Below are 26,014 nucleotides of genomic sequence, written 5' to 3'. Positions count from 1 at the left end.
CAGGGATTACCAGTGGAACTGCCAACCCAGGGAAACATCCATATCCCGGGCCAGGCTGGAGCGAATATCATCAGTCGCCACGGCCAGCCGCATCCAGCGGCTGTTTAGCGAAACGCCCACTTGCGCGGTGCTGTAAACCGCCGCTCCGAGTTCAATGCCCGCCAGCGGCTGCCAGCGTTTCTCAAGCCCGAGCCGATCATAGTCGCCATGATGGTAGGCCAGTATCTGCCCCTGCCAGGGCAGATACTCTACCGCTACTTCGACAGTCGAACGTAACCGGGCAACATAATCTTCCTGCCCCGACTTGCCCGATGCTGTCGCCGTGCTGCTGCAAACCTGCTGCGATGGTGAATTAAAGTTAATGCAGGCATCGGTATAACCGGAGTCCGCCAATTGCCAGCGGTTCAGAATATCGTGCAGCTGTACCGCCACTCGCCAGTATTCGCCATCACTCCATTCACTGGCCAGATCCAGGCTGATACCCCAGCCATTGTTGGGATCGACGTCATAATCCAGAATCTTGTCTTCGCTGAAATGATAATCCAGAGAAGCCGAGGCGGTTTCACTCTCACCGCCTTCGGCAACCCCCGACAGTGAGCCAAATTGCCATTCCGATACCCGATACACGGTGAGTGCCGGAGTCACTGACCACTGCCCTGCCAGCCCCAGTGCTGCACTGTCCAGCTGCCATTGCGCACCACTGCGTATCCCGCGGGCCACCAGCATTCGGGCATCAAGCGCCAAGACTTCATCTGCCGCCAGATCACTCCCTTGCTCCAGCGAATAATAATAACGGGACATCCCCTTGGAGAAAGACAAGTCGTAATGCCAGCGCTGCTGCCATTCGACAAAATAACGCTGCACACCGAGGTCGGCTTCACTCTGGCCAGAGCTCCAGCTCACCCCGACCTGCGACCGGGCATCGGCATAAGCGTATTCACCGGCGCTAAATGGCCCATCCCAGCCGTTCACCATATCCAACACAGGTACCGGCTCCGAACTGGAAACCAGATCAACAGAGGAATACACAGAATCGGCGACAGCAAAGCAAGGGCCCAGTAACAGCCCCGTTGTGGTCAAAACCGAGACAGCCACCGGGACAAACGAGGTAACGCGCATGAAAGAACCAAACCCTATTCGTGGAAGGAGAGGAAAAGCCGCTCATTGGAACAAACCGCGACTGATTTGAAAACGCCGTTTACACAGCGTGTGCTTTCATGATGTTTTACAACGTTCCGCCGTAACCAGTCGCAGTGACCAATTGCAAGGTCTGCCTCTCTGCCCGATCACTACAAGGGTGTGCTCAACCGATAACCAACTCAGCCCGCCTGCCGTGCAGCGATTTTATAACTGTAGGTCTGCAAGACAGCATGAGCCAAAGTCAGATTCGGTGCCGCCACACCCATGGCCTCGGCCCGATGTAGCATGTCACCCACCACGTGCTCCCCTTCTATCGGCAAACCTTGTTGCATATCCCGGTACATCGACGCCGTAAACGATGACTTGGGATTGGTCAGCATCCGCTCAATGGCCGTAATGCCTTCCGCCGCCAACGGATAACCACTGGCCGCTGCGGTATCGGTGCACTCCCGGATGGTCGCCAACGCAATCGCGCCACCGGCCTCACTTTGCATATAGTCACCTACCGACCCTTGCAGCAGGCAGTTCAAGGCTCCCAACGGAGCCATCAGGCAGAATTTATCCCACATGGACTGCAGGATATGATGACCATCTCCCAGCGTAATACCGGCATCCGCAAACAAGGCCCGAATCTCAGCAACCGCCTTGTCTTGCGCTGCTGTACGGGCACCAACCGTGACCTGACTGCCCGGACTACGCACCACAACGGTATGGGTGTCGGCCAATGTCGCCACGGTTTTGGCGATCCCGCCCAGCACCTGCCCGGCACCAAAACTGGCATCCAGATCGTCCAGCTGCCGCAAGCCATTCAGCAACGGCAAAATCATCGTCTGCGCACTGACCAGCGGTCGGATATCTTTGATCACCTCCGCTAGCGAATAGGCCTTGTTGGTCAGTACAATCAGATCGAACGTCGCCGCCGATGTGGCCAATTGAGCCGCCGTGCAGCCACGCGGCTGAAAATCGAAGGTCTGATCAGGCAGTCGTACCGTCAAACCACTGGCCAATTCCAGCTGACGCTGCTGGCGAACCAGATACGTTACATCCACACCCTGGCGCTGCAACAGCCCACCGAACAAGCCTCCAACGGCCCCGGCTCCTACGATCAGTATTTTCATCGTCATCCCAATAATCGGTTATTCCATCACATATCATCACACTATACCGGCCCTCTGCCACGACACCAGCAAAGGCCCAACCGATTAGCATTAGCTATCAATTGAATTTATTTTAATTGAATGAAGTTATAAATGGCTCAACTATAGTAACGACATCAGCAAGCGCAACGAGCCGATATTTATTGTGCCCAGAACGTCCTTTGCGGCGAACCTTTCTGAGCAGCAACAGACCAATCGTCGTGAGCCTGATTTCTTTCATCCGGCGTGGTTGCCATACACCGTTGCAACCACCCACCAGCAGAACCGGAGCTTCATCATGGACAATACGCAATCATCCGCGGGCAAATGCCCGGTCATGCATGGCGCAATGACATCCAGCGGTCAGACCAACACCGACTGGTGGCCGAATGCCCTGAATCTCGACATCCTCCACCAGCACGACAGCAAGACCAATCCACTGGGTGACGACTTCGATTACGCCGAAGCGGTCAAGCAACTGGACGTTGATGCCCTGAAAAATGACCTGCGCACACTGATGACCGACAGCCAACCCTGGTGGCCCGCCGACTGGGGCAGCTACGTCGGCTTGTTTGCCCGTGTTGCCTGGCACTCTGCCGGTTCTTATCGCCTGTCCGATGGTCGTGGTGGTGGCGGCGCCGGCAACCAGCGTTTTGCGCCATTAAACTCCTGGCCAGACAACGTCAATACAGACAAGGGCCGCCGCTTGTTGTGGCCAATCAAAAAGAAATACGGCAACAAAATTTCCTGGGCCGACCTGATGCTGCTGGCCGGTACCATTGCCTACGAAGTCGCCGGGCTAAAAACCTATGGTTTTGCCTTTGGTCGCAAAGACATCTGGCACCCGGAAAAAGACACCTATTGGGGTGCTGAAAAAGAATGGCTGGCCCCCAGTGATGGCCGTTATGGCGATCTCGACCAGCCCGACACCATGGAAAACCCGCTGGCCGCGGTACAAATGGGCCTGATCTACGTTAACCCGGAAGGGGTTAATGGCCAGCCCGATCCACTCAAGACCGCCGCCCAGATCCGTGAAACCTTCGCACGTATGGCCATGGACGACGAAGAAACCGCCGCCCTTACCGCCGGTGGCCACACCCTTGGCAAGTGTCACGGTAACGGCCGCGCCGAAGACCTCAGCCCGGACCCGGAAGCTTCCGACATTGAAGCCCAGGGCATGGGCTGGACGAACACCAAAGGCCGGGGCATTGGCCGGGATACCGTTGTCAGTGGTATCGAAGGTGCCTGGACCGCCAACCCGACACAATGGGACATGGGCTGGTTCGAAATGCTGTTTGGCCATGAATGGGAACTGAAAAAAAGCCCGGCAGGTGCCTGGCAATGGGAACCTTCCGCCATCGATACCGCCGATATGCCGGTTGACGTGGAAGATGCCTCCATTCGTCTTAACCCGATCATGACCGATGCCGACATGGCCATGAAAGTCGACCCGACTTACCGCAAGATCTGTCAGAAGTTCATGCAAGACCCAGAGTACTTCGCTGATTGCTTTGCCCGCGCCTGGTTCAAGCTGACGCACCGCGACCTGGGCCCCAAAAGCCGCTATATCGGCCCGGATGTACCGGCAGAAGACCTGGTCTGGCAAGACCCGATTCCTGCCGCCGACTACATTTTGTCAGATGCCGATATCGCCGAACTGAAAACCACGATTCTGTCCAGTGGCCTGAGCGTATCGGAGCTGGTGGCAACCGCCTGGGACAGCGCCCGCACCTACCGTGGATCTGACTACCGCGGTGGAGCCAACGGTGCCCGTATCCGCCTCGCCCCCCAAAAAGACTGGGAAGGTAACGAACCGGATCGTTTACAGAAAGTCCTCGATGTTCTGACCGGCATTCAGGCGCAATTCAGCCACCCCGTCAGCCTGGCAGACCTGATTGTACTGGGCGGCACGGCAGCGGTTGAAAAAGCAGCACAGGACGCCGGAGTCGATATCACGGTACCCTTTGCTCCAGGTCGTGGTGATGCCACCGACGACATGACCGACGCGGCATCGTTCGACGTACTGGAGCCGATCCACGATGGTTTCCGTAACTGGGTGAAAAAAGACTACACCGTCAGTGTCGAAGAACTGATGCTCGACCGCAGCCAGTTAATGGGGCTTACAGCACCGGAGATGACGGTATTGATTGGCGGCATGAGAGTACTGGACACCAATTACGCGGGCACCAGCCACGGTGTATTCACCGACCGCAAAGGCGTCTTGAGCAACGACTTTTTTGTTAACCTGACCGATATGGCATACCAGTGGAAACCTGCCGGTAAAAACCTGTACCACATGGTGGATCGCGAAACCGGCGAAGTAAAATGGACAGCCACCCGCGTCGATCTGGTGTTTGGCTCCAACTCCATCCTGCGTGCCTACGCGGAAGTGTATGCCCAGGACGACAACCAGCAGAAGTTTGTCAAAGACTTCGCCAATGCCTGGGTCAAGGTCATGAACGCCGACCGCTATGATCTGAAGTAAACTCTGGTTAGAAACAGGCGACGCAGCCAGACAGGATTCTGATGCCAGAGAGCGCAGAATCCTGCGTCAATCCTACACCAGGGTGGTTTGATCACATTGGGTCATTTGTATTCGCCAGTGAGCAGAATATGGGCCCATCCGAAGGGTGAGATATGCGCCAGAAGGTCGGATGAGCTTTACGCGTGCCCCCTCCTGCACAGCAGGACGGGGCACGCGGTCTATCCGCCAATCCTCAACTTGCGGTATACCCGCCGTCGATAACCAGCTTCTGGCCAGTAATAAAGGAAGCCTCGTCCGACATCAGGAACACCGCCGGCTTGGCGATTTCAGCCGGAACCCCCATGCGACCGCCGAATTTCCCGCGCGGGACGATATCTGCATCTTTCACCGGGTCGTTACACAGCGGGTGCAGTGCCGCCAGCTGGGTGAAATCAAAGGCATCGGTTTCCAAAGTCTTCTCGTGCGACAACTTCTCTTTGTCGGTCGTGACAGCAGCCTGGAACAACGGCGTCATGATATAGCCCGGATTCACGGTATTCACCCGAATCCCGTATTCCGCAAACTGCAGTGCGAGAGCTTTCGACAGGCCGACAACGCCGTGTTTTCCCATCGTGTACTGGATCAGGTTGAAGCGTTCGATCAGCACCTCGCCTGTCTCTGCGTTCACCACCTTCGGGCGGCCGGCAACACCGTGGATGCTCGATACCAGCACGATTGAGCCCTTGGTCCCATGTTTCATCATCAGCCGTGAGCCGTAGAGCGCGGTATTGAACACCCCATCCTCGTTGATGCTCTGGATGAATTTTTTCGACTTCAGAACCGCCTCGGGGTCCTTGTCAAAATCCTCGGCCGTCGCCACACCGGCATTGGCCATGATGGCATCAACCCGGCCATAGGTATTCTCGGTAATCTCGAAAAGCTGCTCAACATCCTTTGGATTGGACACGTCGGTATGCACGTAGAGCGCATGCCCGGCACCATATTCCTCGTTCAGGGTCTTGGCAAACACCTCGCCCAGCTCGTCGTTGATATCGGAAATGACGACTCCCTCGGCCCCTTCGGCCAAGGCTTCGCGGACTGTTGCCGAGCCGATGGAATCGAACCCGGGAATGACCGAAACGGCCCCCGTTACCACAACAACCTTGCCAGTCAACTTACCCATCTTGAATACTCCTTTGGTTGAGATATTGGCAAATACATGCGGCGGTGTGGCCACCTTGACCCTCATCAGGTTCCGGAAGCCTCATGCAGCGCAAGGGCCTGGAACTCCCCTTTCCGCACGTTTTACCTCGGTTCTCGGCGCCTTTGCACCGACGGTCCGGATCGCCAGCCGCGGTGTTTTCTACTTGAAGGCACGTCATGACCCTGTTCTTCCAAACAAGGTCGGAACTGCAGCCAAACCACAGTAAAAACTGTCAGATCCAGTGATATTTTACGCCTGCATACTATCTGTATCCATATCCCATCCTGCGAGACTGCGGCTATCATCACGTAATCCGACGGACCGGAGGAAAGACAAGGAAAGACGAAGAAAGACGAGAAAGACGAGAAAGACGAAATGAGCTTGCGCGCAGACAGACACAAAAACCGGCAACGCATTCTTGATACGTCTACACGTGCGGGCGTGCTCTACCCCCATGCCATGCGGATATCATCGGTCACGAGAGGCCTTTTGGGTTTCGATCAATGGGTCTTGCTTTACCAGTCATTTGGACAACCCCAAAAAACAAAACCCCGATCAGCTACGCCAATCGGGGTTTGTTTGTGTCACCGTATCACCCGGCATTCCGGGTCAACAGACTACAGGCTACAGACTACAGGGCAGCCTTGTACTTCAGACGGTAAGCGTGCAGCAGAGGCTCGGTATAACCGCTCGGTTGCTCTTTACCTTTGAAGATCAGGTCAGACGCAGCCTGGAAGGCAATGCCGTCCAGCGCCGGAGTCATGGCGGTGTATTCCGCATCGCCCTCGTTCTGGCCATCCACGATAGCGGCCATACGCTTGAGGCTGTCTTCAACCTGCTCTTTGGTACAGACGCCGTGTTCCAGCCAGTTGGCAACGTGCTGGGAAGAGATACGCAAGGTTGCGCGGTCTTCCATCAGGCCAACGTTATTGATATCAGGCACTTTGGAACAACCAACCCCCTGGTTAACCCAACGCACAACATAACCCAGAATACCCTGACAGTTATTGTCGATTTCACGCTGGATCTGTTCTTCCGTCAGTGCAGCTTGCTGCTCTCCACTCATCAACGGGATGGTCAGGATATCGTCAACCGATGCGAAATCACGCTTCTTCAGCTCTTCCTGTACCGCAAAGACATCCACTTGATGGTAATGCAACGCATGCAGGGTAGCGGCTGTTGGCGAAGGCACCCAGGCGGTGTTGGCACCGGCTTTTGGATGGCCGATCTTCTGCTCCATCATCTGGCCCATTTCATCCGGAATGGCCCACATGCCTTTACCGATCTGGGCACGACCTTGCAGACCGTATTTCAGACCAGTATCAACGTTCCAGTTTTCATAGCTGTTGATCCACAACTGCTGCTTCATGGTGGTTTTGGGTACAAAAGCCCCTGCCAGCATGGACGTGTGGATTTCATCACCGGTGCGATCCAGGAAGCCAGTGTTGATAAAGACAACCCGGTCTTTGGCAGAACGAATACATTCGGCCAGGTTAACCGTGGTGCGACGCTCTTCGTCCATGATGCCCATTTTCACGGTAAACCGTGGCAGACCCAGAGTATCTTCTACCCGGCCAAACAGTTCGTTGGCAAATGCCACTTCTTCCGGGCCGTGCATTTTCGGTTTTACGATATTGACCGAACCCGTGGTGCTGTTCTGGAACGGGGCATTGCCGTTCAGGTCATGCATGGCGCACAAGGTCGTGACCATGGCGTCCATAATACCTTCCGGCACTTCGTTACCGTCTTTGTCGAGCATCGCCGGGTTGGTCATCAGATGGCCAACGTTACGAATAAACAACATCGAGCGGCCTTTCAGCTTCACGCTGGCGCCATTCAGACCGGTGTATTCACGATCCGGATTCATACGACGGGTAAAGGTCTTGCCGCCTTTGGTGACCTGTTCTTCCAGGTTACCTTGCATCAGACCAAGCCAGTTGCCATAGGTGATGACTTTATCTTCCGCGTCTACCGCCGCAACCGAGTCTTCACAATCCATAATGGTGGTCAGAGCCGATTCCATCAGGATATCTTTGACTCCGGCAGAATCAGTGGCGCCAACCATGCTGCTGGCGTCGATTTGCAGTTCAAAGTGCAAGCCGTTGTTAACAAACAGAATCGCCGTCGGTGCCGCCGCATCGCCCAGGAAACCTTGCAATTGCGCCGCATCGGCCAAACCAGTGGTCGAACCGTCTGCCAGTGTAACCTGCAACTGACCGTCAACAATGGTATACGCGGTGCTGCCAACGTGTGAGCCGGTCGCCAGCGGAATCGCCTGGTTCAGGAAATCACGGGCATAAGCAATTACCTTGTTACCACGTACTTCGTTATAGCCTTTGCCTTTTTCGGCGCCACCATCTTCAGCAATCACATTGGTGCCGTACAACCCATCGTACAGCGAACCCCAACGGGCGTTGGCGGCGTTCAGCGCAAAACGGGCGTTCATCACAGGAACTACCAGCTGCGGGCCTGCCATTTGGCCGATTTCCGGCTCGACGTTTTGGGTTTCTGCTTCAAATTGATCCGCTTGTGGCAGCAGATAGCCTATCTCTTGCAGGAATGCTTTGTATTCTTCTGCGTTGTGAGGCTGACCTTTACGCTCGGTGTGGTACAGATCAATCCTGGCTTGCAGGTCGTCACGCTTGGCCAGCAACTGACGGTTTTTAGGGGCCAAGTCGTTGACCACTGCATCAAATCCGGCCCAGAAAGCATCGACATCCACGCCGGTGCCAGGAATTGCTTTTTCATTTACGAAGTCATACAGGGCTTGGGCAATCTGAATGCCACCCTTCTGAACGTATCCAGTCATTTTTGGGCCTCTATGGTCATAATAGCTCCGGCAAAATACAGCTTGGGTACCGGAGTAACTCAGGAACTCGCGAGCTATATTGCCCGCTTATGTTAATCATTAATACAGCGGCCAGTATAGCCGTCCATCCCTCACCCTGATAACCGGTATGAAGGACATACTTGCCATTCATCAAACAAATAGAAGATAACGGTATAATGAAGATTGGACGACCAAAACAGCGCAACCACCGCCTCACGATCAATCAGCATTCCTCTGGGCATCCCTTTGATCGTTGCTTCAATGTTATATCCAGCAGGCTGTTGATTTTATCCCTGCTGCCTACTGGCTTCGGTAAAATGCTCTTTTTCAATGAATTCCCGGACTCCCATGCGTGGCGCTGACAATCCATTCCTCCGGAGCGTTTATTGAGAGCCTTGCTGCTGCAAATCCTCTTCAGTATTCGCAGCGAACGGCAGCTGGTCGAGCAGATTCAGTACAACTGCTCTATCGCTGGTTTGTCGGCCTGAGCATTGATAAAGCCCCATCTCTTTGAGATGTCTCCGCTTTTGCTAACGAATAAAGAACCGAATCCAGTAAACACAGGTTTTCTCGGTTCGCAGGCTGTAGCCGCGGGTGCGCATAAAGCGGCGAATGTCATTGAGAAAGGGGCTGGAAGTCATGGATCACTCCTTGATCTGACGTGTATGCATATCCAGTATAATTGAACGTTTGCCCAAATTAATGCGCGCTTTTTCAGAAGCCTTGCGCGCTTTCCCGGACGTTGTTATCGTCAAGGCATTGATACACGGAAAATTGTTGCGCAGGATTACAGATTAATGCACAAGGTACACAGGAGTTAATGCGCATGCTCGCCTTCACAGAATGGACTGATCTGGAAATGGATTTTACTTCCTATCATTCAAGTAGTTACGGTAATTTCCCAGGAACCGGCTTGCCCAGAAACCGCGCATGCGCACTAATAAACTGTTAGCTAAAAAGGTGCATAGGGAATTTATGACAAAAGCTACTCAAATATTCACACCAGGATCCTTCCCCACACACACTTTTATTGACGACCATCTAAAGGCGAAGAGGGAGCAGTTAATTGACACTCTGGATATGGGATCGATGCTTATTTCCATTTCTGGGCCATCAAAGTCGGGAAAGACTGTTTTCGTTGAACAATGTCTAGGGCGGGAGAATTTAATCCAGGTTACTGGGGCTAGTGTAAATCAACCTGAAGACCTGTGGTTGAAGGTTTTCGATATAATAGGCACGCCTGTTTCGCGCTCCACTTCTTCTACATCTGGTAGCGGTGGCAAAGTGGGAGGTTCCGGCCAGATCGAAGGAGAAATAGTTATAGCTAAAGCTAAGGCAAGCGTATCTACTGAGTCGTCCCATTCGGATAGTGAAACTACCTCGTCAAGCTTGGCAATTGATTGCTTGCAACTTCTAATTCGAGAAGTGGCAAACACCGACTTTGTTATTTTTATCGACGACTTTCATTACATATCGAAAGAGGCACAAAAAGAAGTTGCGAGACAGATTAAGGAGGCCATTCGTCAAGGCGTGAAGTTTATTTGCGCCTCTGTGCCTTACCACTCTGACGACGTAATAAGAAGTAATCCTGATTTGCGAGTCCGCGTCTTTTCAATCGATTTTCAGTATTGGAATAAGGATATTCTTCAAAAAATTGCCTACAAAGGCTTTCCTGAGTTAGGGATTTCCTACCGTAATACGGCCGTTGATGTTCTGGCCAGCGAAGCCGCCGGTTCTCCGCAACTGATGCAGTACCTCTGTCTGAATTCATGCTATGAGCTGGGAGTTCGTGAATCTGGCAGTGAGGCCGTAGAGATTGCCAATGATCCGTCATTGTTACAAAAGATATGCCGAAGGACTGTGCTGTCCACTGATTATGGGTCAATAGTCGAAAAGATGAAGGAAGGCCCCAAAACGCGAGGATCCGACCGGCTAATTCACAACACATCCTATGGATGGAGTGGTGATGTTTATCGTCTTCTTGTCAAGGCGCTGTCACTTGATCCTCCAATGCTCACTTTCCGATACGGACCGCTAAATGAGCGCATCACAGGTATGTGCAGGGAATCGACTCCAAGTGGATCGAGTATTACTGGTGCTTGTGAACATTCCGCTAGAATCGTAAACGATGCGGCATTAGACCGTATTGTTGAATGGGACGGAGGAAGCGATGTTTTTGACATACGTGATCCATACTTGCTCTTTTTCCTCCGCTGGTCAGATATGACCGATAGCTAACAAGGCAATGCACGCGACGAGCGCGTGATTGCAGCGTTAAGTGTCTAGTCTGCTATATAAGTAATCTGGGATATAAAATGACAAAAAAGGTATTTATTAGTTATGCGCACGAGTCTGAGCAGCTCTCAGATTCTGTTTTAGCTCTATCTAATTATCTGCGCAGCAAAGGCATTGATTCAGAAATTGACCAATATGAAGAAGCTCCTCAGGAAGGGTGGCCCAAATGGATGACGAGACAAATCCAACAAGCCGATTACGTATTGGTTGTTTGCTCTGAGTTGTTTTATAAAAGAGCAAATGATCATTCAGGAGATGAGAGCGGTCTTGGCGTAAAATGGGAAACAACTTTAATTATTCAGCAACTGTATAATCTAAATTCAAAAAACGACAAATACATTCCCGTCATAGCGAATAATTCCGATTCGAAACATATTCCTCTTCCTTTGCAACCATATACATATTATCAATTCAATAATCAAGAGAGCTTAGAAAAATTAAAGAACAGAATATTGGGTCTTTCAAAATCAAAAAGACCAGAACTGGGTGCAGAGCCGGAAGTTGAAGTATCCGTCAAACCTCTTGACCCGAAAGAAAGAAAATCAATGTTTTTTAGTAGCATAATAGACGTTGATTTGTGGAATAAGGCGAAGTGGAGAGGAATGGCCTTTGTAAGCGACCCAAGTTTGCAAGCTGCTCCTATTGCAGGGTTTTTATTCGAAGATGATGCTGCTGGAGAAGAAATATTTTCATCATTAAAAAAACAGTTCGGTGATGTAGATATTGAAGATGAAATCAGACTCAGTTTTATTGGAGAAATATCTGATAAAGCCCCTTTAGACTATAAAGTTCATATTGGATCTGAGCGGCAGGCAATCGTAAAAAAAATGAAATCAGCAGGTTTAAACCCATATGAATCACTTTTTGTGGGGGTTACTCGCACACATGAAATGAATCCACCAGCAGGGTCTAAAAGCCTTGAAGTTTTCAAGCATGCCTATAACTATTTTAAAAAATACTACATCACAAACATCAAAGTAATAGGTGGGCAACTGCAACCTGAGCTTCGCAATCTGATAGAAAAGAAAAAAGTGCATTTTAGAAATAAATCAGATGTTATAAAAAACTCGAATGATGAAGATATTGTCGTATTTGGTCGTGAATAAAGCACTTAACAAGCGGCTGCTAGGGACTGCATTAAGCTGCGTTCCATGCAGCCCCAGAGCCGAGCGTTAAATTTCCGAGTATGAAACTACTATCAAATAAAGGAATAGATGAGATTGAAGGGGCTCTAGCAGGCTGTTGATTTTATAAGGCGGAAGAGCTTCTATCAGCGAATCAGATACGAATTTCAACGGCCTGCTATATGTGGCACCAGCCGATACTCCAGAGAAAATCAGCTGACGCAAACCGCCTGATCCTTTGACCCCTTGCTACCTTAACGACTTTTAACGGCTCTTAACGGCTTTCGAGCCACTGTTGATTAACGCGGGCATATTGGCGCGACAAGGCCGAAGACATATCGTAACAGGCCGCCAGCACCTCCGCGTCACACAACAAGCTGGCCTCTCCGGCCGCCATCACCCGACCGTCCCGTAACAACATCACCCGGTCAGCCCAGGATGCCGCCAGCGCCACATCGTGCATCACGGCCAAAGCCCCGATGGCCGGGCCAACCATAGAGCTGACCAGATCCATCACCTCATGCTGATGGGCCGGGTCCAGCGCCGAGGTGCATTCATCCAGCAGGATATAAGCCTGCTGGCCATTACTTTGGTACTGGTAATGCCAGAGTTGTAACAGCACCCGCGCCAATTGCACCCGTTGCTTTTCCCCGCCGGATAATTGCGGATAAAGACGATGCTGCAAATGATGCACTTCTGTGGCTTTCATAACCTCTTGTTGCCATTCCAGGGTCTGCTGTTCGTCTCCCCAGGGAGAACGCCCCATCGCCACCACTTGCCAGACCCGGAACGGAAACACCAATTCCACCTGCTGTGGCATCACGGCGATACGCTGCGCCCGTTGTTCTGGCAACAGCTCCTTCAGACTATCGGCACCCAGCCACACTTGCCCGTCGTAGTCGGTATTCTCGCCACACAAACAGGATAACAAGGTTGATTTTCCGGCACCGTTCGCACCCAGTACCGCCAGCCGCTCACCAGTGCATAACACCATGGAAGCCGAGTCCAGCAGCGTACTTCGCCCTTTAACGACCGATACCGCATCAGCCCGGATCATCGTGACTGCCCTCCATTCTGCTGCATCAACAACAGCAGGAAAACCGGCCCACCCAGGAGCGCCATGACCAGCCCGACCGGTAAATCGGCCGGGGCCATCCAGGTGCGGGCCAGCGAATCAGCCAACAGCAACAGCAATGCTCCGCCCATCGCCGCCGCCGGAATCAGGCCACGATGATCAGAGCCCATCACCATGCGCAACAGATGCGGCACCACCAGACCAACAAAACCGATAATACCGGCTACCGCGACTCCGGCTCCTACCATCAAGGCTGCGAAAGCCAGCAACCAGCGTTTCGAACGCTGCACATCAAAACCCAGATGAATCGCCACTTGTTCGCCCATCAACAGCGCATTCAGAACCCGTCGATAACGCAGGCTCAGTAGTAACGGCACACCAATCAATCCGGTCAGGGCGGCCACATCCTGCCAGCGACCACTGGCCAGACTGCCCATCGACCAGAACGTCATATCCCGCAGTTGCTGATCGTCAGCGGCATAGGTCAACACCCCGGTTGCGGCGCCAGCCAGTACATTGATGGCGACCCCCGCCAGCAGCAGCATTCCTACCTGGGTTTGGCCACCGCGAGTCCCCAGCCGATAAATCACCAGCGTCACACCCAGCCCACCCATAAAGGCGGCCAGTGGCAATGCCAATGGCCCGGTCAGCGACACCCAGCCAGAGAGCAATGTTTCGTTCAGCACAATAACAGCCACAGCGGCCAACGCCGCGCCACTGGATACCCCAATCAGGCCAGGATCTGCCAGCGGGTTACGAAACACCCCTTGAGTAATAACGCCTGCCACCGCCAATCCTGCGCCGACAATCATCGCCAGCAAGGCCCGCGGCAACCGCAGTTCACGCACTACCCAGTCGTTGGCTGACCCGATCGGGGCAAAGGTGATCGCTCGTTGCAAACTCGACCAGACGTCATTAACCGCCACCGACACCGGTCCAATCGTCAATCCCAGAAGGAATACCAGTACCAGCACCACAGCCATCAGCAATAACACCAATCGCTGACCGGTCGCGCCCTGCGCCACAATCGACTCACGCCAACCATAAACAACATCACTCAGACGCCGGGAGAACAACAGAGCACGCATCATTGTTACATCCCCGTCGCCCGCGGCTTACTCACCGGCTCATTGGTCTGGGGGTACAGAATGGCCTGTAACTGCTGGATAGCATCGGGTAACCGCGGCCCAAACCCCAACATCAGGCTGACATCCACCGTATGGATACGACCTTGTTGACTGGCAGGCGTCATGGCCAGGGACTGCTGCAGTGATTCTGGCACCTCATCATCAAGCTGTGCCACCAGCACCACGTCCGGTGCAGCCTGCAAGGCACCTTCGGCGCTCACCGGCTTATAGCCGCTGTAACCCATGGCATTGCTGGCTCCGACCAGCGCCAGCATGGCATCGGCCTGCGTACCGGAGCCTGACGCCATAATGCCCCGGCTACCAGCGCCGAGCAGAAACATAACGGATGAGGCATCATCCGCCGGCATCTGCTGCAGCAGTGCCTGGCTGCGCTGATGAATACGTTCAACCAATGCCTGCCCTTCGCTCTCTTTACCCAGCGCTCCGGCAACGGCGGTGATTTTATCGAGCACCCCCTGTAACGAATAATGATTCGCTACCCGCACAACCCGTATGCCAGCCTGCTTCAGCTGGATAAAGACCATCTCTGGCCCAGCGGCCTCGGTCGTGATCACCAGATCGGGTTGCATCGACAAGATGCCTTCAGCGGACAGTTGCCGCATATACCCGACATCGGGTAATTCAGTCGCGGCTTGCGGAAAACGGCTGGTGGTATCCACCGCCACCAGGCGATCCTGGGCACCCAGCTGATAGATGATTTCAGTAATCGAACCGTCGATACTCACCACCCGCTGAGGTGCCCCTGCCGCCTTCCCATCCTGCGCCCACGCCGTAACGGGGAACAGCAGACCAGCAAAGACCGTCGCCGCCGACATAAAGGCAAACAGCGACAATATGGCGAACAACGACGCCAGCCGGTCAGGGCACTCAGCCGCGATTGACCGACTCTCGGCACCACGTGCCGCTGACGACCGGTGCAGGTTATCCATCAGGCAACTCCTTCTTGCTCCAGCGCATAGTGCTGTTGCAAGTTTTCCAGAATCAACCGCCAGCCTTCCAGTTCTGGCTGGCCGTTTTTACGTTCACCAAACATCAAGGCCAGCTGATTGCCATCGCCGTCGTACAGTTCCAATGAACTGACCACGCCATCCACGGTGGGTTTCCGCACCAGCCAGGCGCGATCAATCAGGGTGGTTTTGGCATGCAGGTTGAAGCCTTTATCCATGATATTAAACCAGTCGCCGGTACGTACCAGGTTGCTGATCGGGCCAGTATGAATCTGGATCACGCCCTCACTGCCAACAAACAGCATGATCGACAACCCCGAAGCCTGCGCCGCTTCCAGCGCGGCAACAAACACCTCCGGAGCCAGTTCGGTCGCGTATTCCTCACCAATCACTTCGTAGGCATTTATCCGGTTCAGGTGGTACTTTTTCAGCAGCGCCTGAAAATGATGAACATCCTTCAATGCCGACCAGTCCTGACGCAGCGCTGCCACATCCAGATCGGCAGGTGTGGTTTCGGGTGCGGTTTCAGGCGTTGTCTCTGGCAAAGGCTCCAGTACCATCCCCGGGGTTTGGTCCTCGGATTGAAAACGTGCCAGCAGCTGGGTGTATTGCTCCTGATCCGAAGCCTCGGTCAGATAGATCTTGTGTACGGCCTCTCCACGGCCATTAAAGAATTGCAGGCTGCGTCGCATGCCGTCGGCACCCGGCAGTGGCTCTTCCACCGCAAAGCCATAAACAAAACGGCTAAAGAAAATCCGCAGGTCTATAACGCCCAGCGCCAGGCCCATATTGCCGTTAACGGTCAGGCCTTTGTATTGACCGGTCTTTTCATGAACCATGGCGTTATTACGCGTCAATGCCATAACCTCACCGAGCAATTCGATATCCCGCAGCAAGCGCTTGAAATCACCGCCAAGCCGCACGACGCGACCGCCCCCGGACTCACCATCAAGCAAGCGGGTCGCCAACAGCTCCCCCTCACTGGCGCCCAGCCGTAACGCGGCGTCCCGAATCCGCATTTTGGGTTCTTGCTGCCGCAACGATTGCCATTGCTCCGCCAACACGTGAATATCAGTAACGTTCGTCATTATTACTCTCCTGTCGACATTGTTTGAAAGCGGATTTCCGGGCTGCCGGATGCTCCCAGGCTGTAATAGTCCGACACTTGCAGCGTGAAGTAGCTGGCACTGTCATCAGTGCTGTCGGTATCAATCAGATAGGTACGGAAGTTGGGCCACAGCAGATGTCCGCCATTGAGGTTATAGGCGTACCAGCTGTCATCCGAGAATGGGTTGGAGCTGCTGTCTTCACTGTAGTGGCTGGAAATATCATAGCTATCAACCAGCGTGGCACTGGTGTAATCCGCCAGCTCGGTCGCATCAATGGAACCAAAGACGGCACCATCACCATCGCCATACACTCCGCCATTGGTCCAGATATTAATTGCCCGGTTGCTGGTATCGACTTCATAAAGCAGGTCCCAGTCGGCACTGTTTTCGTCACAATCCACTTCGCTGGCGCTATCCAGATCCAGACATAACATGGTTGCATCGTCCGCAAAAGTGGCGCTGACACTCTGTTCTGTCCCGGCAAACTGCGCAGTATCCGCTGCCTGCGTTGTAAAACGGGCGGTGATATCGGTGTAACTGGCCACATCCAGGAAGACCTTGCTGTAGGTCTCGCCATCGGCATGGCGCAACAACCATCCCACCGTCGTATTGGCCGCAATATGATGGGTGCTGGTATCGTATTCATACCAGTCAGCCCAGGCCGCTTCGTTGGCATCGGTGCTGAACGTCAAGGCGCTGGTATCGTAACTGACCTCCAGAGCAGCTGCTTCGGTATCGGCAACCGCATTGGTAAAGACCGAGACATCGGCTGCGCCGTCGTCATCGTAGAATTCGTCTTGTGCATCCGCCAGTGCCACCTGCACATTGCCACTGCCAGACACCCCGCCATTCAACTTGATGGCCGTACGACGAAAAGCCAGCTGCCAGTCCGTCGAGGTAGCGGCTTCTTCATCAGTCAGATCCAGCGTTGCCCCGGTTGTCAGACTGACGTAGACCCAGGCATCGTAATCCGCGGCGTTGATTTGCAAGCTGCTATAGCTGACATCCTCCGCACCGGAATCGCTGTCATCACTGTCGCTGTCATCGCTGCTGCCACAACTGGCCAGCAACATGGCAGCCATCAGTACTGAAAAAGATTGGTATCGCTGTTTCATAAAACACTCCGTTGAATAGCGTTATTGTTGTTAAACATGTGAACCAGCTATGTAAGTTCACGATGTAAATTATCGATATGCGTTCACTGCATGGATTAGCTGCACGGCTTGCCGGCATGGCCTGAGCCACCAGAATCAGAAGGTCAGCTCAAACCCGGCATAAGGAAAGCGGCCCTCTGTCGGGCGGCGATCATAGGAGTCACTCGGGTCGCGGACGCTGTCAGTCAGATTATTGACCCCGGCATACCAGCGTAACGCCGGGTTGAACTGCCAGTTGCCTTTGATATCCCACTGCCAATAACCCGCCGACATCTGGTTTTCCGTGCCGCTGTCTTCATCTTCCACCTCGGTATAAGACGAACCGACGTACTCCGATATCAACGTCAGGTCGACCGTGTCGCTGACATCCCACATCCACAAGCCTTTGGCGTGATGCCGCGAACGCTCTGTCAGCGCGACGCCCAGTTCAAGATCGCGGGCATCCAGCAAGGAATACGACAGGCGTTGCTGAAAACGGGGAGAAAACTGCCACTGGACGGCAACATCAGCACCTCGCGTCATGGCACTGGCAATATTGCTGTAGCGATAAATCACCACGGTGCCGCTCTGTTCTGTCTCGCCAGTAGAAACCGCTTCGATCAGATCCGTGATCTGGTTATGGTATGCCGACACTTCCAGGTGCAGCCGTTTGCCATCCGTTATTGTCGCCGACAGTTGCACACTGCGGCTTTGCTCCGGCTGCAGGTCTTCGTCTCCCAGCACTTTGTAGCCGTTCACACTGTGATCAAACACGTAATAGCGATTTTTCAGATTGGGCACCCGGTAACCCATCCCGATCGATTGTCGGGTCTGGATCTGCCAGTCACCCTTTCCCAGTGACCATTGCCATTTCTGGCGACTGGCCAGGGCCGGCGACAGATAACCGCCAAAATCACTGTCATTTTGCCAACGCAACCCCGGCGACAGCTCCAGCTCAGCCAAACCGGCACCCTGTTGGCTTCCTGAATATTGCTGCGTCAAGGTTCCCTGCATAAAAGCCTCGACACTGTGGCGGGTTTCGTTCGGCACTTCGACGGTATCCACCAGGCAATAACCACTATCCAGAGTGGTGGTGGTCGAGGTACTGCCAACACCGGAGCAACTCAGCTTGATCTCCTGCTTCTGCTGTTCCATTTGTTCGCCAAAATGTTCAAGGCCGGTCACCATCTGCAGTGACGTACTTCCCAGCGTCCATTGCGGCGCTTGCCACTGGGTCATCAACTTGTATTGGCTATAATCGGCTGAACGCCAGAGATTACCGGCCAGAATGGCGTCATCCACCACCAGCTGGGCGGTATCATCTGTCTGCTGTTCGTACAACACGCTGGCTGACAGCCGCCCCGCCAGCAGCGCCTGATCAACATTGGCGGCCAGTCGCCAGCGTTCCAGCTGCTCTTCCTTGGCGCCTTCTTGATTGCTGCTGGTCAACTGTCGGTTAACCAGGTCTTCTTTATATTGCTCTAGTCGTATCGTCGCATGACCATCCACCGCTCCGGGCCCTGCAGTCCCCCAGCGTTCCTGCCAGGATGCCGCCAGCGTGGTTTTGGTACCGTCAAAGCCGTTACTGCTCCAGCTGTCGTCGTACAGATCGATATCCGAGCTTTTGCGCTGATCGGCACTCAGACTCAGCTGACGGTGACTGCTCAGGGCCAGATCGGCGGTGGCCAGATAATGACGCTGGGGCAACAGCTCATCCGACAACTCCCGCTCCTCACCATAACTGCCAGCATCCATCGCCAACCGGTAACGGGTTTCGCCTGTCATATCGCGAGTGATGATATTCACCACACCCCCCATTGCCGCACTGCCATACAGGGACGACGCAGCCCCCGGTATCATTTCGATATGGTCGATATCCAGTGCAGACAGTTGCGACAGATCCACCATTGAACCGGTGGTTGCCGATACCGGCATACCGTCCACCAGAATCAGTACCCGCTCGCCGTCCAACCCTTGCACCTGAATCGACTCACCGGTCTTGCCGTGGATTTCCCGCATCTGCACTCCCGGTATCACCCGCAAGGCATCACGGATATCCCGGGTGTGTAAGCGCTGGATCGTGGTTTCATCAAGAATCAGAGTCCGGACCGGGGTATCAGCCAAGGGCCGCTGGCCACGCGCTGCCGTTACCACCAAGGTATCCAGATAAAAGACATCGGCGTCTTCCTGAAGCGGCGTTTCTGCCGCAACGTCTTCCGCGATAACAACAGGCGTATATGTCACAACCACCAACAGGCCAACCGCCAGACAACTGCATCGCATTTGCTTTACCGTACCTTTAACAACACATCAGAGAGATAAAAAACCCAAATGGGAATGATCCTCATTATCCACAACATTCATTAAAATACAATGCTAATACGAATCAGTATCAATAATGACATTAAAAAAACGCCTTGCCGCAATGCGACAAAGCGCTTCAGAACAACCGGCCTGGCCATCGGCCAATCAGTCACAAGGAAGAGTCAGGCGTCAATGATTGTGGACATCAGGCGATATCAGGCAGGCCAAGCAAACAGGTGTGAGCCAGAAACATAGGTGCTTGTCACCACGACTTCCGGAGTAGCAAACACATCGGCAACGGCAATTTTGAGGATTTTGGGTGCCCGGTCATACGTCACCAGAAAATAGCGACCATCTTTCGTCAAGGTCACTCCCCGCGGCCGTACCAGCGTCAATGAATGCACCATGCGCTGTTCGACAATCGACCAGAAGGTCACCAGGTCGGCATCAGGATGTGTTACCAGCGCCATGCCGTTGGCAATCGCGACACTGAGGGCTTCACCTGTCATGCGTTTAACAATGGCTTCCGGTTGTGTCATCGAGGCCATCGGCAACCCTTGCAGACGAATACTGACACCGCCGTTTGCACGGAGGCTCATGCCAGTACGTGGCGCAGATACCACTACCAGACTGCCATCTTCCGCAATCGCCACATGACCGGTATTGAGGTCCGTGCGGGTCAACACCACCCGTTCAAGCAATTGCTGGCTGGCCACATCCACATAACAGACGCAGGGTATTGCTCCCCCCATTGGCCCACCGGCATTGGTGATCACCAGTGTCTTACCGTTATCAATCAGGGTGCACTCATGAGGCTCTTTGCCATAGCTGGGGAATTCCCCGAGATACGCCAGCGAGTCTGCATCACGCACCGCAATAACACCCTCCAGGCCATCCAGACGGATTTCTGTACTGAACAGCTGCTGATTGTCAGCGGAATAAGCCCCGTGTCCGTAAAAATAGCGCCCGGGACGAGCATCGATTTTACGGCTCAGACGCCGCGCCCCCAGATCTACCTCGGCGGCATGTGGGCCTTTTTTCTCAAACACCGCCAGCCGGTCAGGGGCGTCAGGGTGCCAGTGAATACCGTGCGGGAAAAAATCCAGATCGATCAGATCCGTCTGCTGTTGCTGCAGATCCACCAGCGCCAGCACGTAGCGCTGGCCGCTGCCATCCGGATTCATAAAACGACCACCGCCCAGCAGCAAATCGCCTTGGCGCTGACTGCAGCCGGTGGCCATCACCGACAAGGCCGAGACAGACAAGGACATGGCCGGCACCGCTGCCAACCAGCCAAGCAAATTACGTCGCGATAGCGTCATGAGGCAGCCTCGTCTGATCAGCTTGTGCAAGTTACCCTGGTGGTTAAGCCAGCTCGTCAACCGCTACCTTGTAATTGGGGTCTTCGATCACGTTGACCTCACACAAGCTGCCAGCCTGTTTCAGCAAGGTGCGACATTCCTGACTCAGGTGCAGCAAATGAATTTCCTTGCCCTCGGCGATATAACGCTCCGCCAGTGTATCAATGGCTTCCAGCGCAGAATGATCCATTACCCGACTATCGGCAAAATCGATAATCACCTTGGTCGGATCATTGCTTACGTCAAACAGATCCTTGAACGAGGCCACCGATCCAAAAAACAGCGGCCCATACAGCTTGTAGACCTTGGAGCCATCCGCCTGTTTCTGGCTGAGCACATGAATACGTTTGGCACCCTGCCAGGCAAACACCAGCGCCGACACCACGACACCAATAATCACCGCAATGGCCAGATCCGTCAGTACCGTCACCACGGTCACCAGCACCAGTACAAACAGGTCGTGTTTTGGGATCTTGCCAACCATACGGAAACTGGCCCACTCGAACGTGCCAATCACCACCATAAACATGACCCCCACCAGTGCGGCGATCGGGATTTGCTCGATCAGCGGAGAAGCGAACAGAATAAAACTCAGCAGAAACAGCGCCGCCGCAATACCCGACAAACGACCACGGCCACCCGAACTGACATTGATAATCGACTGGCCAATCATGGCACAACCACCCATGCCGCCAATAAAGCCAGTCACAACATTGGCTGTCCCTTGGGCAACACACTCCTTGTTGCCCCGGCCGCGAGTATTGGTCATCTCATCGATCACCGTGACGGTCAGCAGCGACTCAATCAAACCAATGGCCGCAAAAATGGCCGAATACGGCAGGATAAACATCAGGGTTTCCAGATTGAACGGCACATCCGGTACACCGATCGGCGGCAAGCCCCCGGCAATACTGGCCAGATCACCCACTGTACGGGTATCCAGATCCAGACCAAACGCCAGCAGGCTGGCCACCAGAATACCGGCCAACGCCGACGGCACGGCCTTGGTCAACTTGGGCAGATTGATGGTAATAAACATGGTCAGCGCAATCAGGCCAAGCATCACGTACAACTGCATGCCACTGAACCATTCACCGCTCAACCAGCCCCACTTACCTTCGGGGGTGCTGATTTGCAACTGTGGCAACTGCGCCAGAAAAATCACAATCGCCAGGCCATTCACAAACCCCAGCATGACAGGATGAGGCACCAGGCGGATAAACTTGCCCAGTCGCAACGCCCCGGCCGCGATCTGGATAACCCCCATCAGCACCACCGCTGCCAGCAAATACTGCAGCCCCATGCCATCGCCATACATGCGTTCGGCATCGGCCACCAGCGCCACCATCACCACCGCCAAGGCACCGGTTGCACCGGAAATCATCCCGGGACGACCACCGATACAAGCCGTAATCAGACCCACCATAAACGCGGCGTACAACCCCACCAGAGGATGAACACCGGCAACAAAAGCAAACGCCACCGCTTCAGGCACCAGCGCCAAAGCCACCGTCAGACCGGATAACACATCCGTTTTGATGTTGGGAGAGAATGTTTCAGCAAACTCACGAAAGAAAGACATGGTATTGGATACCCCCAGGAACCGGAAAGCCGCGCACTATACCAGCACAAGGCGCCAAATTCAGGATCGATCGACAGCAATGCGCTCATATCCATTCAGAAGCCATCGTCGCCAAACAAAGAGTGTCACTCCAAAGGTAATATGCGCATCAAGCGCCATACAATCCAATATTTCCAACACAATCCATCAAAAGGCAACAACCCCATTCGTTACCCCCCTTCACCAAAGCTCACCAAAGCCGACGAAACGGAGTGATACCTATTTACCCCTGGGTGGTGGATCTTTTGGTCATGGGACTGATTTGCCCGGCTTCCGGTATTTCTGAACCAGTAATCAGCCAATAAGCGTATTCTGGCCATAATTTTCCCAAGGCTTCCAGCTCTTCCGCATAGGGCTTGGCTATCTTGCTACTCATGTTTTCCCAACGCTTTGCCTTGATCCCAGTCGCTTTTTCAAGCATCGGACGAGTGTATCCCTCTTGTTTTATAACAAGATTGATCCGTTCAACGAGTTCCATATTCCAAACCAGAATTTCCCTAAACACCAGGGATTCCCTAATATTTAGGGTGAGTGTTGAAGCCACTCGTTAGTATTAACCCAAACCCGAAAGCCTATCACGAACTGCCACTTTCCCGGCAGCCTCGCGGAACAAGGAGGTTTTGTGTCTTGTTTGTGAACTCATATGATCGCCGTGAAAGCCAATTGATAACAGGGCAGCCGGAAGAGATGCGGCAGCCAATCACCGGCAATTATTTCGCATTCGAGTCATGTCACCCGCGCATTTTTATACCCAATGGTAAGGAAGGAACCTGTGCAACCGATTCGTTGGAGCCCGGAATTTGAAACCGGCATTGATATTATTGACACTCAGCACAAGCGTATTTTTGACTACCTACAAGAAGTTGAGACTGCCATCAAGCAACGGGATGACCAGAAAATTCGAGCCGTCGCCAAAGCACTGATCGACTATTCCATTTCACACAACGCCTTCGAAGAAAAACTCATGGAGCAAGCAAATTATCCAGTATTAAAGGCCCATGCCAAAGTGCACGAAGCCTTTCGGCGGCGAGCGCTCAGCTACGACCAGAGACTGGAAGATGGCGAAGACAGCATCAAAGTCGCCAAAGAAGTGCGCTCAGACATTGGCTTGTGGCTGACCAATCACATCCAACGCGATGACAAGCATTATGTCCCTTATGTCAAAAAAACGCTGGAGGGCAACTTTGTTCGACGCATGGTGAAACGCTTTTTCGCTTAAATACAAATAAAGCCAGCCTGCATCCGTGAACAGAATGCACTCTGACTCTGAATGCAAAGACTTTTTTTGGGGGGACTATACAGTCTGAACGCTTTACTCACCGGCAAATCATGAACGAAATCGAGTAACTTATCCGGGAGCAACAAATTATCATGTAGAAGCTTTACTTGATGTAGAGAGAAACACACCTGCACTGATAAAAACACCACCAGTTATTCTATTAAAATATTTAGCCCTACCTTCTTTTAGCAACCAATTTGACGACTTAGCACCCAAGTATGAATATATCGTCAACCAAGAAATCTCCATAACTGCAAAAGTAATTGCGAACACCCAATATTGTATTAATAGCGACTCAGATGTGTTAATAAATTGAGGAAATAAAGCAGTAAAAAACACTATTGCTTTTGGGTTACTGGCCCCAACAATGAAGCCACCAACATAAAGAGATTTTTTTGTGACCACTGGCATTGTTTTTTCTTGTTCAGATATTTGATAAGTCTCTTGCTCGGAAGCAAAAGATTTATATCCTAAATATATTAAATAAATTGCACCGGACCATTTTATAATATTAAAAGCCACTTCTGACGTAGCAATAACCACCCCTAGACCAGAAAAAGACAAGGTCATTATACTAACAATTGCTGTAAGACTGCCTAAAGCAGTAAACATAGAATTTCGAAAGCCTTCGGTTACAGCCTTAGTCATACATAATAGAACGCTAGGACCTGGAGAAGCAGTTAATATTAATACCGCTAGCGAATAGTAAAACCAAGTTTCTACATTCATATATCTACCATTTTAAAGTTGTTTTTAACTGATATTTCTTCGTCGCAGACACATAACACCGAATTAAGGTGTGAGCAACGCCACCACTCAACCTACTGCACCGTAACCCACTTGACCATGAAAATCACCATGAAAATAAAAGACATTTGTATGTCGGTAACAACAACTTCATTGGCTGACTCGCCATTTGAAACAACAACGGAGCCTTTTATCCTGGTTGGTTTGCTTGCAGAGTTAGTTGGCTCAGATATGTCGACATACCAATCATTACCAACTTTACGACCAACGTAAAACCCATCTCTTACCATATCAATTGCTTTTGATGCAGTGATTCCTTTTAGTTTTGCAAATTCCTCGACCGGAATCATTCCTTCTGGTGCATCTGACATAATGTATTTCCTTTTGATTGCCTAACGCCGCCAACAAGCGCCAACAGTAAGGAGGTCGCATTGCCTGGCCTTATAAAGCTACTATTCATAATGAGCCCAAAGCTTGATAACTTTAATGGCGTTTTCTTTTTCTAGTACTTGGTAAACGAGACGATGCTGTATATTTATTCTTCTTGAATAGGAACCGGCTAGATCCCCAACAAGTTTTTCGTAGGGTGGAGGATTTTGGAAAGGATTAATTTCGATTACCTCTAGCAGCTCTTTCGCTTTGGCCTTGAGGCCAGAAGATGCAAGTTTCCGAGCATCCTTTTGAGCTTGCTTGGTGTAATAAAGCTTCCAGCTCACCAATCAAGATCCTGGTCACATTCACTGAGCTTAGTATCCAATCCTTCACGAATAGATTCCCGCATTCCAGGTAAAGAAAGCAGGTAAAGTGATTCGTTTATAGCGTTCCAATCCTCTTCTGCCAACAAGACTGCATTCCCTCTCTTGCCGGTAATGATGATAGGTTGGTGGCTAGCAGAAGCCTCATCTATCAAGGCGTACAGTTTTGAGCGTGCTTCAGTCGCATTAAGTATTGTCATAAGTCATCTCCGAACTCAAAGCGTACGTCTATACGTACGAGGTGTCAACATCCGAAAAAGATTTAACGCCTGCCATAACCGGCACCAAAAGCGGAGCGGAGTGCATCTTTTTGTGCGTTCGCGCTTATGGCATTGTTAGCAG

General features: G+C 52.6%; 21 protein-coding genes and 1 pseudogene. 5 read left to right on the top strand and 17 right to left on the bottom strand.

Translation table 11 applies throughout. The features are described 5' to 3' along the window. Window positions 1-6 precede the first annotated feature (6 nt). On the bottom strand, window positions 7-1,119 hold the full coding sequence (locus tag Q8W24_RS02470) for a hypothetical protein (protein ID WP_305474289.1): 1,113 nt from the start codon (window positions 1,117-1,119) through the stop codon (window positions 7-9). 200 nt (window positions 1,120-1,319) lie between these two features. Then, window positions 1,320-2,258 carry a 2-dehydropantoate 2-reductase gene (locus tag Q8W24_RS02465; protein ID WP_305413246.1) on the bottom strand — a complete coding sequence of 313 codons (939 nt, stop codon included), beginning with the start codon at window positions 2,256-2,258 and terminating at the stop codon, window positions 1,320-1,322. A 316-nt stretch (window positions 2,259-2,574) separates the two neighbouring features. Between Q8W24_RS02465 and katG the strand changes: the two genes are divergently transcribed. Then, the gene (gene katG, locus Q8W24_RS02460; protein ID WP_305474287.1) at window positions 2,575-4,761 is read left to right on the top strand and encodes a catalase/peroxidase HPI; all 2,187 of its coding nucleotides are present in this window, start codon (window positions 2,575-2,577) and stop codon (window positions 4,759-4,761) included. A 232-nt stretch (window positions 4,762-4,993) separates the two neighbouring features. Here katG and Q8W24_RS02455 read toward each other — a convergent pair whose 3' ends face one another. After that, window positions 4,994-5,923, bottom strand: coding sequence for an SDR family NAD(P)-dependent oxidoreductase (locus Q8W24_RS02455; protein ID WP_305413244.1), 930 nt, complete (start codon window positions 5,921-5,923; stop codon window positions 4,994-4,996). A 652-nt stretch (window positions 5,924-6,575) separates the two neighbouring features. Then, the gene (locus Q8W24_RS02450; RefSeq protein WP_305474286.1) at window positions 6,576-8,753 is read right to left on the bottom strand and encodes a malate synthase G; all 2,178 of its coding nucleotides are present in this window, start codon (window positions 8,751-8,753) and stop codon (window positions 6,576-6,578) included. A 386-nt stretch (window positions 8,754-9,139) separates the two neighbouring features. Here Q8W24_RS02450 and Q8W24_RS02445 point away from each other — a divergent pair. The 3 genes and pseudogenes from Q8W24_RS02445 to Q8W24_RS02435 form a co-directional block, all read left to right on the top strand. Then, window positions 9,140-9,270, top strand: a pseudogene (locus Q8W24_RS02445) (transposase); the annotation flags it as partial. 434 nt (window positions 9,271-9,704) lie between these two features. After that, complete coding sequence (locus Q8W24_RS02440) at window positions 9,705-11,012, top strand: hypothetical protein (protein ID WP_305413241.1); 1,308 nt, start codon at window positions 9,705-9,707, stop codon at window positions 11,010-11,012. 77 nt (window positions 11,013-11,089) lie between these two features. Continuing rightward, on the top strand, window positions 11,090-12,175 hold the full coding sequence (locus Q8W24_RS02435; RefSeq protein ID WP_305413240.1) for an SEFIR domain-containing protein: 1,086 nt from the start codon (window positions 11,090-11,092) through the stop codon (window positions 12,173-12,175). Between the two features lie 292 nt (window positions 12,176-12,467). On the opposite strand, the gene Q8W24_RS02430 is transcribed toward Q8W24_RS02435, so the two are convergent. The 9 genes from Q8W24_RS02430 to Q8W24_RS02390 all read right to left on the bottom strand — a co-directional run bounded on the left by Q8W24_RS02430 (window position 12,468) and on the right by Q8W24_RS02390 (window position 23,369). Next, on the bottom strand, window positions 12,468-13,250 hold the full coding sequence (locus tag Q8W24_RS02430; protein WP_305413239.1) for a heme ABC transporter ATP-binding protein: 783 nt from the start codon (window positions 13,248-13,250) through the stop codon (window positions 12,468-12,470). Next, on the bottom strand, window positions 13,247-14,359 hold the full coding sequence (locus Q8W24_RS02425; RefSeq protein WP_305451830.1) for an iron ABC transporter permease: 1,113 nt from the start codon (window positions 14,357-14,359) through the stop codon (window positions 13,247-13,249). The genes Q8W24_RS02430 and Q8W24_RS02425 overlap by 4 nt, the downstream gene beginning before the upstream one ends. 2 nt (window positions 14,360-14,361) lie before the next feature. Continuing rightward, window positions 14,362-15,345 carry a hemin ABC transporter substrate-binding protein gene (locus Q8W24_RS02420; RefSeq protein ID WP_305474283.1) on the bottom strand — a complete coding sequence of 328 codons (984 nt, stop codon included), beginning with the start codon at window positions 15,343-15,345 and terminating at the stop codon, window positions 14,362-14,364. Then, window positions 15,345-16,451, bottom strand: coding sequence for a hemin-degrading factor (locus Q8W24_RS02415; RefSeq protein WP_305474281.1), 1,107 nt, complete (start codon window positions 16,449-16,451; stop codon window positions 15,345-15,347). Before Q8W24_RS02415 ends, Q8W24_RS02420 begins: the two co-directional genes overlap by 1 nt. A 2-nt stretch (window positions 16,452-16,453) precedes the next feature. Then, entirely contained in the window at window positions 16,454-17,587 is a 1,134-nt protein-coding gene (locus tag Q8W24_RS02410) for an HmuY family protein (protein WP_305474280.1), read from the bottom strand. A 135-nt stretch (window positions 17,588-17,722) separates the two neighbouring features. Next, a complete protein-coding gene (locus Q8W24_RS02405; protein WP_305474278.1) occupies window positions 17,723-19,849 on the bottom strand; it encodes a TonB-dependent siderophore receptor in 2,127 nt (708 codons plus the stop codon). Window positions 19,850-20,124: 275 nt separating this feature from the next. Continuing rightward, window positions 20,125-21,231 carry a YncE family protein gene (locus tag Q8W24_RS02400; protein WP_305474276.1) on the bottom strand — a complete coding sequence of 369 codons (1,107 nt, stop codon included), beginning with the start codon at window positions 21,229-21,231 and terminating at the stop codon, window positions 20,125-20,127. A 43-nt stretch (window positions 21,232-21,274) separates the two neighbouring features. After that, a complete protein-coding gene (locus tag Q8W24_RS02395; protein ID WP_305474274.1) occupies window positions 21,275-22,852 on the bottom strand; it encodes a SulP family inorganic anion transporter in 1,578 nt (525 codons plus the stop codon). 262 nt (window positions 22,853-23,114) lie between these two features. After that, window positions 23,115-23,369: a hypothetical protein gene (locus tag Q8W24_RS02390; protein WP_303431684.1), complete on the bottom strand. Its 255-nt coding sequence runs from the start codon at window positions 23,367-23,369 to the stop codon at window positions 23,115-23,117. A gap of 294 nt (window positions 23,370-23,663) precedes the next feature. Here Q8W24_RS02390 and Q8W24_RS02385 point away from each other — a divergent pair, with 294 nt between their 5' ends. Beyond that, a complete protein-coding gene (locus tag Q8W24_RS02385) occupies window positions 23,664-24,110 on the top strand; it encodes a bacteriohemerythrin (protein ID WP_303431685.1) in 447 nt (148 codons plus the stop codon). 150 nt (window positions 24,111-24,260) lie between these two features. On the opposite strand, the gene Q8W24_RS02380 is transcribed toward Q8W24_RS02385, so the two are convergent. The 4 genes from Q8W24_RS02380 to Q8W24_RS02365 all read right to left on the bottom strand — a co-directional run bounded on the left by Q8W24_RS02380 (window position 24,261) and on the right by Q8W24_RS02365 (window position 25,872). Then, window positions 24,261-24,899, bottom strand: a complete 639-nt coding sequence (locus Q8W24_RS02380; protein WP_305474273.1) for a LysE family translocator — start codon at window positions 24,897-24,899, stop codon at window positions 24,261-24,263. A gap of 92 nt (window positions 24,900-24,991) precedes the next feature. Beyond that, window positions 24,992-25,288, bottom strand: coding sequence for a hypothetical protein (locus Q8W24_RS02375; RefSeq protein WP_305474271.1), 297 nt, complete (start codon window positions 25,286-25,288; stop codon window positions 24,992-24,994). An 81-nt stretch (window positions 25,289-25,369) separates the two neighbouring features. Further along, complete coding sequence (locus Q8W24_RS02370) at window positions 25,370-25,633, bottom strand: Txe/YoeB family addiction module toxin (RefSeq protein WP_305474270.1); 264 nt, start codon at window positions 25,631-25,633, stop codon at window positions 25,370-25,372. Further along, entirely contained in the window at window positions 25,630-25,872 is a 243-nt protein-coding gene (locus Q8W24_RS02365) for a type II toxin-antitoxin system Phd/YefM family antitoxin (protein ID WP_305474269.1), read from the bottom strand. The genes Q8W24_RS02370 and Q8W24_RS02365 overlap by 4 nt, the downstream gene beginning before the upstream one ends. Window positions 25,873-26,014 lie beyond the last annotated feature (142 nt).

The sequence above is a fragment of the Oceanobacter sp. 4_MG-2023 genome, from assembly GCF_030689165.1.
Lineage (GTDB): Bacteria > Pseudomonadota > Gammaproteobacteria > Pseudomonadales > Oceanobacteraceae > Oceanobacter.
This window is presented reverse-complemented; position numbering and strand designations above follow the sequence as displayed.

Coding starts and splice junctions, on each gene's coding strand:
- Q8W24_RS02400 (WP_305474276.1), bottom strand. CDS start 21,231: ATGACGCTATCGCGACGTAATTTGCTTGGCTGGTTGGCAGCGGTGCCG.
- Q8W24_RS02470 (WP_305474289.1), bottom strand. CDS start 1,119: ATGCGCGTTACCTCGTTTGTCCCGGTGGCTGTCTCGGTTTTGACCACA.
- Q8W24_RS02415 (WP_305474281.1), bottom strand. CDS start 16,451: ATGACGAACGTTACTGATATTCACGTGTTGGCGGAGCAATGGCAATCG.
- Q8W24_RS02465 (WP_305413246.1), bottom strand. CDS start 2,258: ATGAAAATACTGATCGTAGGAGCCGGGGCCGTTGGAGGCTTGTTCGGT.
- Q8W24_RS02410 (WP_305474280.1), bottom strand. CDS start 17,587: ATGAAACAGCGATACCAATCTTTTTCAGTACTGATGGCTGCCATGTTG.
- Q8W24_RS02395 (WP_305474274.1), bottom strand. CDS start 22,852: ATGTCTTTCTTTCGTGAGTTTGCTGAAACATTCTCTCCCAACATCAAA.
- Q8W24_RS02420 (WP_305474283.1), bottom strand. CDS start 15,345: ATGGATAACCTGCACCGGTCGTCAGCGGCACGTGGTGCCGAGAGTCGG.
- Q8W24_RS02455 (WP_305413244.1), bottom strand. CDS start 5,923: ATGGGTAAGTTGACTGGCAAGGTTGTTGTGGTAACGGGGGCCGTTTCG.
- Q8W24_RS02440 (WP_305413241.1), top strand. CDS start 9,705: ATGCGCACTAATAAACTGTTAGCTAAAAAGGTGCATAGGGAATTTATG.
- Q8W24_RS02375 (WP_305474271.1), bottom strand. CDS start 25,288: ATGTCAGATGCACCAGAAGGAATGATTCCGGTCGAGGAATTTGCAAAA.
- katG (WP_305474287.1), top strand. CDS start 2,575: ATGGACAATACGCAATCATCCGCGGGCAAATGCCCGGTCATGCATGGC.
- Q8W24_RS02390 (WP_303431684.1), bottom strand. CDS start 23,369: ATGGAACTCGTTGAACGGATCAATCTTGTTATAAAACAAGAGGGATAC.
- Q8W24_RS02380 (WP_305474273.1), bottom strand. CDS start 24,899: ATGAATGTAGAAACTTGGTTTTACTATTCGCTAGCGGTATTAATATTA.
- Q8W24_RS02365 (WP_305474269.1), bottom strand. CDS start 25,872: ATGACAATACTTAATGCGACTGAAGCACGCTCAAAACTGTACGCCTTG.
- Q8W24_RS02430 (WP_305413239.1), bottom strand. CDS start 13,250: ATGATCCGGGCTGATGCGGTATCGGTCGTTAAAGGGCGAAGTACGCTG.
- Q8W24_RS02450 (WP_305474286.1), bottom strand. CDS start 8,753: ATGACTGGATACGTTCAGAAGGGTGGCATTCAGATTGCCCAAGCCCTG.
- Q8W24_RS02435 (WP_305413240.1), top strand. CDS start 11,090: ATGACAAAAAAGGTATTTATTAGTTATGCGCACGAGTCTGAGCAGCTC.
- Q8W24_RS02425 (WP_305451830.1), bottom strand. CDS start 14,359: ATGATGCGTGCTCTGTTGTTCTCCCGGCGTCTGAGTGATGTTGTTTAT.